Origin of the sequence: Immundisolibacter sp. (assembly GCF_028696615.1) — a bacterium.
Lineage (GTDB): Bacteria > Pseudomonadota > Gammaproteobacteria > Immundisolibacterales > Immundisolibacteraceae > Immundisolibacter.
The window spans coordinates 1-7,401 of record NZ_JAQVGQ010000138.1; the positions used below are offsets into that span (position 1 = coordinate 1).

Below are 7,401 nucleotides of genomic sequence, written 5' to 3' on the forward strand. Positions count from 1 at the left end.
CTATGAACGCACCCTCACCCGCCAGTGGCGAGGCCACCCCTGCGCCGGTAGAGCTGGTCACGGCGCCGCCGTCGCCGCTGCGGCGCTTGCTGCGCATCCTGCGCGCGCTGTGGCCGCCGCTGGTGCTGGGCCTGGTCGGCTGGTTCGGCTGGCACGACCTGCGCGCGCTCGACCTGCAGGCGCTGCATCGGGTGGTGACGGGCCTGCACGACTGGGACCTCATCGAGCTGCAGCTGCTGGCGGCAATCCCGGTGCTCGCCATGTGCGGCTACGACCTGCTGCTGAACCGCTGGCTCGGCATCAACCTGCCGGTGCGGCGGGTGCTGCGCTACGCCTGGCCGGCCTGCACGCTGGCCAACCTGGTCGGCCTGTCCGGCATGACCGGCTCCGGCATCCGTTACCTGGCGCTGTCGCGCGAGGGCGTGGCCGGACGCACCGTCGCCGCCTACGCCGGCGTGCAGCTGCTGGCCATCCCGCTCGGGCTCGGGCTGCTGGCCGCGGCGGCACTGGTGATCGCGCTGCGCCAACACCTACCGCTACCACTGCCGGGCCTGTTGCCGCAATTGCTGCTGGCGGGATTCGTCGCCTACGTGCCGGGGTTTTTCATCATCACCGGCAGCGGCACGCTGCATCGGCGCTTTCTGCGTGACCTGCCGCCGCTGACCGCCGGCCTGCGCCTGCAGCTGACCGCCGCCTCGCTCGGCGAGTGGGGGCTGGCGCTCATGGTGCTGTGGCTGGCGCTCGCTCTGGCCGGCGTGCCGACCACGCCGCAGGAGCTGACGCTCGCCTTCGCGCTGGCCGCCACCGCCGGTATCGCCAGCCAGGTGCCGGGCGGCCTTGGCGTGCTGGACGGCACGCTGCTGCTGATCCTGCGCGGCATGGGCCAGCCGGCCGAGGGCGTGCTGGCCGGCATCCTGCTGTTCCGCCTCTGCTACTACGTGGTGCCGGCGCTGCTCGGCCTGGCGCTGGGCGCCTACCTGTTCATCCCGGACGAGAACATTTTCGTGCGCCTGCTGCGCCGCGCCGAGGCGCATCCGCTGCTCGGCGTGCTGCGCCTGCCGGTGGAGCTGCTGGGCTCGGTCGGCGTGCGCCTGCTCGGTTACCTCACCTTCCTGGCCGGCGTGGTGCTGCTGGTGTCGGCCGCCTACCCGACGCTGGCCGATCGCGGCGATGTGCTGCACACCTACCTGCCACGGATCGTCACCGAGAGCTCGCACCTGTTGTCGGTGGTCGCCGGCGTGGTGCTGCTGGCGCTGTCGCGCGGCATCGCCGGCCAGGTACGCAGCGCCTATCGCCTGACGCTGGCGGTGCTGCTGGCCGGCGCCGCGCTGAGTCTGGCCAAGGGTCTCGACTACGAGGAAGCCAGCTACCTGCTGGCGCTGTGGGCGGTGCTGCGCACGCAGCGCCGGCGCTTCGACCGCGACGCCTACCCGCTGCTGTCGCGGCGCAACCTGCTGTGGCTGGCGGCGCTGCTGGCGGCGCTCACCGGTTATGTGTGGCTCGGCCAGACGCTGTACGGCGATGAACCCTGGGCGGCGCACCTGCTGCATTTCTCGCCATCGGCACAGGCCCCTCGTTTCGCCCGCGGCGCGCTGGCGGCGCTGCTGACGGCCATCGGCATGCTCGGCTGGCTGGCGTTCGCCATGCCGCGACCGCGCCTGGCCCTGCCGGATGCCGCCGCGCTCGAGCAGGCGCGCGCTTTCTATCTCGCCCACGGCGGGCATGAGTTCGCGCACCTGACGCTGCTCGGCGACAAATATCTTTTTTATGCACCCGACGGCAAGGCGCTGATCGCCTACGGCGCCATCCGCAACCGCCTGGTGGCGCTGGGCGACCCGGCCGGCGAGCCGGCGGCCGTCGAGGACGCGGTGCTGGCGTTTCGGCAGTTCGCCAACCGCTACGGCTGCGTGCCGGTGTTCTACGAGGTCGGTGAGAACAACCTGCACCTCTATCACGACCACGGCTTTGGCTTGTTCAAGCTTGGCGAGCAGGCGCTGGTGCCGGTGGCGCAGTTCTCGCTACGCGGTAAAAAGCGCGACGACCTGCGCGCGGCGGTCAACCGCGCCACGCGCGAGGGTCTCGAGTTCGCGATCGTCGAGCCACCGTTCGACGACGCGCTGTGGGGCGAGCTGAAAACGGTGTCGGACCAGTGGCTGGGCGGCAAGACGGCCGAGAAAGGCTTCTCACTCGGCCGCTTCGACCGCGCCTATCTGTCGTGGGCACCGATCGCCGTGGTGCGCCGGCAGGGCCGGGTGGTCGCCTTCGCCAGCCTGATGCCCGACTACCGCCACCAGCAGGAGCTCAGCATCGACCTCATGCGCCACGCCAACGATGCGCCGTCCGGCTGCATGGATTTTCTGTTCGTGCGCCTGATCGAGTACGCCCGCGATACCGGCCATGCTTGGTTCAACCTCGGCATGGCACCGCTGGCCGGCGTCGGCGAGAACCCGTTCGCGCGCCCGAGCGAGCGCCTGGCGCGCCTCGCCTACGAGTACGGCAACCGCTTCTACAACTACAAGGGCCTGCGCAGCTACAAAGAGAAATTCCAGCCGGTGTGGCGCGGCGCCTACCTGGCCTACCCGTACCGGATGTCGCCGCAGCTATTGCTGGTGGACATCGCCGCGCTGATCGCCGGCGGCTACCGGCGCGTGCTGACCGCCGGCTGATGGCGGCGACCGGCTTGGGACGGCTGGCGCTGCGCTGGCTGGCGGTCGGGCTGCTGCTGCTCGATGCCGCCTGCTCGGCGCGCCTGCCGGCGGCGCAAACCCTGCACAGCGACGACTGGGGCGACTATGCGGTCCAGCCGCCAGCCGGCGCGGCCACGCGCCTGGCGTTCGTGTTCGGCGCCGCACAGGACAGCCGCCTCGACGCGGTGGTCGGCGCGCTGGCCGCCCGCGGCGCGCTGGTGGCGCGCATCGACCCCGTGCGCTTCGCCGCCGGCGTCGCCGACCGCGACGAGCGCTGCCTGGATCTGGCCGGCATCGTCAACTGGCATGCCAATTATCTTGGCCGGCGCTTTGCGCTGGCCGATCTGGACCCGCCGCTGCTGGTCGGCGCCGGCGACGGTGCGGGACTGGTCTATGCGCTGCTGGCGCAGGCGCCGCCGCTGACCTTCGCCGCCGCCGTGAGCGAACCGCCACCGCCACGCCTTGGCATGCCCAAGGCGCTGTGCGGCGTGTCCGGCGCCCCGGACCGCCGCGGCACGCTGCAGTTGCACGCCGCTGCCATCGCCACGCCATGGACGCTGAGCGGCGCGGCGCCCGACGATGCGCTGCTGGCCGCCGTGCGCGCCAAGAACCCGCCGGATCGGCTGCGCAGCACCGACGCACCGCTGCTGGCGGCCGTCACCGACACCTTCGACGCGCTCGAGGCGCCAAACCGCCAGCCGGCATCGGTGGCCGATCTGCCGCTGGTCGAGCTGCCGGCCGCCCGGCCGAGTGACGCGCTGGCGGTGATCTACTCCGGCGACGGCGGCTGGCGCGACATCGACAAAACCATCGGCGGCCTGCTGGCCAGGGCCGGCATCGGCGTGGTGGGCGTCGATTCGGTGCGCTATTTCTGGCACCGGCGCAGTCCCGAGCAGACCGCGGCGGATCTCACGCGCATCCTCGACCACTACCGCGCCGCCTGGGGCAGCCGGCGGGTGGCGCTGATCGGCTACTCGTTCGGTGCCGACATCTTGCCGTTCGCCTACAACCGCCTGCCGGCCGAGCAGCAGGCCCGCGTGCAGACGCTGGCGCTGCTGGCACCCGGCCGCGGCGCCGATTTCGAAGTGTCGGTTTCCGGCTGGCTGGGTGGACACACCGCCACCGAACAGCCGACGCTGCCGGAGCTGGCGCGCATCCCGCCGGCCAAGGTGCTGTGCGTGTACGGCGCCAGGGAGCGCGCCGACAGCCTGTGCACGGCGCCGGGCGTGGGCGCCATCACGCGCCTGAAGCGCCCGGGCGATCATCACTTCGATCGCCGCTACGGCATCATCGCCGACGCCATCCGCGACCATTTCGAGGCGACGGAGGCACGCGGCGGCAAAGACGTGCCGAAAAATTCCGGCCGTCAGGGACGCGCTGATTGATTCAGCGCGTCCCGCCCGAAGCGGGATGCACCGACCTGAATCGCGGGCGCACCATTGAGTCACGGGCACCGCGCGGGCGTGTACCGCGCCGCAGCGGGCCGAGAAACCCAGGGACGGGAGTTTTCAGACGTTCCTCAAGGTCCCGGGGTAGCGGTCGGGCCGGTCGCCTGCTCGATGGCGCGCTGCACCTGCGCGCGCAGCGGCGAGTCCGGCGGCAACTGCTCGAGCAGGCGACGCCAGTAGTCGCGCGCCTCATCCGGCCGGCCGTCGCGCTGCGCCGCCTGCCCCAGCACCCACAGCGCCGAGCCGTTGTCCGGCGCCACCTGCAGCAATTGGCGGTAGAGCTCCACCGCCCGGGCGCTCGGCTGCTCGGGATCGAGCGCGTACTCGGCGCCGGCGTAGGCGGCCAGCACCTCCGGCCGCTGCGGGTCGAGTCGGTGGGCGCGGGCATAGGCGTCGCGGGCGCCGGCACGATCGCCCTGCACGCTGCGCACGAAGCCCAGGCGCACCCAGGCGCGCGGATCGTCCGGGGCGCTGCGGGCGGCCGCCTCGACCGCCGCCATCATGGCGGCGATGCCTTCCGGCGGCGCCACGCCGGGCTCGGCCGCGTCGGCGTAGCCCTCGAGGATGGTCAGATCGTCCGGCGCCAGGCGCGCGGCGCGATCGTATGCCCGGCGCGCATCGGCCGGCCGGCCGAGCACCACGTATGAGCGGCCGAGGCGCTTCCAGCCCTCGACGTCGTCCGGCTGCTCGGCCAGACGCGCCTCGAGCCGCGCCACCATGGCCGCCGGGTCCACTGGCGCACCGGCCAGCGGCGCGCCGCGCATGCCGTCGAGCGCCTGCCAGAACGGGCCCTGCACATACACGTACAAGCCCACCGCCGCGGCCGGCACCAGCACCAACACCGCCAGCGCAACCGGCCACGACGTGCGCGCCGGGCCCGGCGTCGCCGGCACTGCCGCCGTGCCATCCAAAGCCGCGAGCTCGGCCAGCAGCCGCTGGCGCTCGTCGGCGAAGCTCGCCTCATCCAACACACCCTCGTCACGGGCGCGGCTGAGCTCGGCCAGACTCGCGTGCAAGCGGGCGCGGCGGGCGGCCAGGCCGTCACCGGCCGGCTGCGGGGCGCGCAGGCGCAGCACCAAAAAAGCCACCGCCAACACCGCCACGATGGCGATCGATACCAGCGCCGTCATGACCGCTCCGCACTGCGCACGCGTCGGCGCAGGTAGAAAAAAGCCCCGCCGCCGGCGAGCGCCAGGATCGCCAGCGGCGCCCACCACAGCGGCGCGCCCGAGCCGTGCCGCGGCGGCTCCATGAGCACGAAATCGCCATACCGGGCCCGGAAGTAGGCAACGATCTCGGCCTCGCTGCGGCCGGCGGCGAGCTGCTCGGCGATCAGCCGGCGCATGTCCTGCGCCAGCTCTGCGTTCGATTCGGCCACCGACTGGTTCTGGCACACGGCGCAGCGCAGCTTGGCGGCGATGTCGAGCACCTGCCGCTGCTGCGGGTCTTCGCCCACCACCTCGGCGCGCAGCGCCGGTGCCAGCACCAGCAGCGCCATCAGAATCCTGCGCATCAGCTCACCCCGAACAGGCGCTTGAGGTAATCCCGCAGCCCATCCGGGTCGAGCGGCCCCACATGCTTGGCCAGCACCGTACCGTCGGCGGCCACGAAAAACGTCTCCGGCACCCCATACACGCCCAGCTCGATGCCGGCCCGCCCCTCGGGATCGAAAAACGACCAACGGTAGGGGTTGCCGCGCTCGGCCAGCCAGGCCGCCGCCGGCTCCTGCTTGTCGCGGTAATCGAGCCCGATGAAGGCCACCCGGTCGCCGAACTGCCGCGCCGCCGCCACCACCACCGGATGCTCGATCGCGCAGGACTCGCACCACGACGCCCACACGTTGATGACCATCGGCCCACCCTGCCCGGCGCTGGCCAGATCGACCGGACGCCCATCCAGCGTCTGCCCGGCGATCGACGGCAGCGGCTTGCCGATCAGCGGCGAAGGAATCTGCTTGGGGTCGTGCCGCAGGCCCAGGGCCAGGGCCGCCAACAGCAACACCAGGGCGGGCAGCAGGAGCAGGCGCCAAACTTTCATGAAGGGTTTGAAAATGGATGCGGCGTAGACACGTCATTATGCCGGTGCCGACCGCGACCCACGCGCCACCGACCGACGCTCAGCATAATGAGCATGATCAGTCGCCGCGGCGCCGGACACACCTAAACTGCGCCGCGTCGCTTGCACTGCCGCTCCTAAGGAGGACATCACCATGTCGAAGCCCCGCTTGCGCGCCATCGTCGTCACCGGCCTGGTGGCGGCCCTGATCAGCGGCTGCGCCACCAACCCGGAAACCGGCCAGCGCGAGATGACCAAGACCGGCAAAGGCGCCGCCATCGGCGCGGCGGCCGGCGCCGTGCTCGGTGGCATCAGCGGCGGCGACCGCGGCCAGCGGGCGGCCATCGGTGCCGCGGCCGGGGCCGCCATCGGCGCCGGCATCGGCAAGTACATGCAGAACCAGGAAGAAAAACTGCGCCAGCAGACCGCCGGCAGCGGCGTCGAGGTATCACGCCAGGGCGACAACGTGATCCTGAACATGCCCAGTCACGTGACCTTCGCCACCGACAGCGCGCAGATTTCACCTGCCTTCCAGAGCACCCTCGATCAGGTGGCCGCCACCATCGTCGAGTACAAGGACACCCGCGTGCAGATCGCCGGCCACACCGACAGCACCGGCTCGGAAAGCTACAACCAGCAGCTGTCCGAACGTCGCGCCCAGGCGGTGGCCGACTACCTGGCCAGCCGCGGCGTCGACCGCGCGCGCCTGAGCACCGTCGGCTACGGCGAAACCCGCCCCATCGCCACCAACGAGACGCCCGAGGGGCGCCAGCAGAACCGGCGCGTCGAGATCGTCCTTAGCCCGACCGCCGGCGGCTGAGAGCGTGTGGATTTTGCGAGCCGTCGGGCCGGCCTGGGATGACCGGACGCGAATCGACCACGTCCGGGCGTGTACCGGACGTGGACGTGCGACGCAAGACACGCGCATGTCTTCGCAAACCCTGGGGGGTCGGTAGCGCGCCCGGCGTCGACCGGCTTCAGCGCCACATCGACACCCCGACCGCCGCCAGCAGCTCGGCCGTTTCGTACAGCGGCAGCCCCATCACGCCCGAATAGCTGCCTTCCAGATGGCGGATGAAAGCCGCCGCCCGGCCCTGGATGGCATACGCGCCGGCCTTGTCGAGCGGCTCGCCGGTGGTGCAGTAGGCGGCGATCTCGTCCGCCGCCAGCGGCCGGAACGTGACGCGACTCTCGCTCAGGCGCAGCTCGTG

At 71.8% G+C, this 7,401-nt stretch carries 7 protein-coding genes; 3 read left to right on the forward strand and 4 right to left on the reverse strand.

Annotated elements, in window-relative coordinates; genetic code table 11:
* Together mprF and PHC73_RS09600 are read left to right on the forward strand one after the other, a co-directional pair.
* The coding region (gene mprF / locus PHC73_RS09595) for a bifunctional lysylphosphatidylglycerol flippase/synthetase MprF (RefSeq protein WP_300127184.1) at positions 1–2,666 on the forward strand (2,666 nt) is incomplete at its 5' end.
* Positions 2,666–4,072, forward strand: coding sequence for an AcvB/VirJ family lysyl-phosphatidylglycerol hydrolase (locus PHC73_RS09600; RefSeq protein WP_300127187.1), 1,407 nt, complete (start codon positions 2,666–2,668; stop codon positions 4,070–4,072). The genes mprF and PHC73_RS09600, both read left to right, overlap by 1 nt.
* Before the next feature lie 134 nt (positions 4,073–4,206).
* On the opposite strand, the gene ccmI is transcribed toward PHC73_RS09600, so the two are convergent.
* The 3 genes from ccmI to PHC73_RS09615 are packed head-to-tail and all read right to left on the reverse strand — an operon-like array spanning position 4,207 to position 6,172.
* On the reverse strand, positions 4,207–5,265 hold the full coding sequence (gene ccmI, locus PHC73_RS09605; RefSeq protein ID WP_300127190.1) for a c-type cytochrome biogenesis protein CcmI: 1,059 nt from the start codon (positions 5,263–5,265) through the stop codon (positions 4,207–4,209).
* Positions 5,262–5,648 (reverse strand): cytochrome c-type biogenesis protein, encoded by a 387-nt coding sequence (locus PHC73_RS09610; RefSeq protein WP_300127193.1) that lies wholly within the window; start codon positions 5,646–5,648, stop codon positions 5,262–5,264. The genes ccmI and PHC73_RS09610 overlap by 4 nt, the downstream gene beginning before the upstream one ends.
* Entirely contained in the window at positions 5,648–6,172 is a 525-nt protein-coding gene (locus PHC73_RS09615; RefSeq protein WP_300127196.1) for a DsbE family thiol:disulfide interchange protein, read from the reverse strand. Before PHC73_RS09615 ends, PHC73_RS09610 begins: the two co-directional genes overlap by 1 nt.
* A gap of 172 nt (positions 6,173–6,344) precedes the next feature.
* Between PHC73_RS09615 and PHC73_RS13990 the strand changes: the two genes are divergently transcribed.
* Positions 6,345–7,010 carry an OmpA family protein gene (locus PHC73_RS13990; protein WP_366949848.1) on the forward strand — a complete coding sequence of 222 codons (666 nt, stop codon included), beginning with the start codon at positions 6,345–6,347 and terminating at the stop codon, positions 7,008–7,010.
* A gap of 157 nt (positions 7,011–7,167) precedes the next feature.
* Here PHC73_RS13990 and PHC73_RS09630 read toward each other — a convergent pair.
* Positions 7,168–7,401: nucleoside triphosphate pyrophosphatase (locus PHC73_RS09630; protein WP_300127198.1), on the reverse strand; the 234-nt coding region annotated here is incomplete at its 5' end.

Coding starts and splice junctions, on each gene's coding strand:
- PHC73_RS09600 (WP_300127187.1), top strand. CDS start 2,666: ATGGCGGCGACCGGCTTGGGACGGCTGGCGCTGCGCTGGCTGGCGGTC.
- ccmI (WP_300127190.1), bottom strand. CDS start 5,265: ATGACGGCGCTGGTATCGATCGCCATCGTGGCGGTGTTGGCGGTGGCT.
- PHC73_RS09610 (WP_300127193.1), bottom strand. CDS start 5,648: ATGCGCAGGATTCTGATGGCGCTGCTGGTGCTGGCACCGGCGCTGCGC.
- PHC73_RS09615 (WP_300127196.1), bottom strand. CDS start 6,172: ATGAAAGTTTGGCGCCTGCTCCTGCTGCCCGCCCTGGTGTTGCTGTTG.
- PHC73_RS13990 (WP_366949848.1), top strand. CDS start 6,345: ATGTCGAAGCCCCGCTTGCGCGCCATCGTCGTCACCGGCCTGGTGGCG.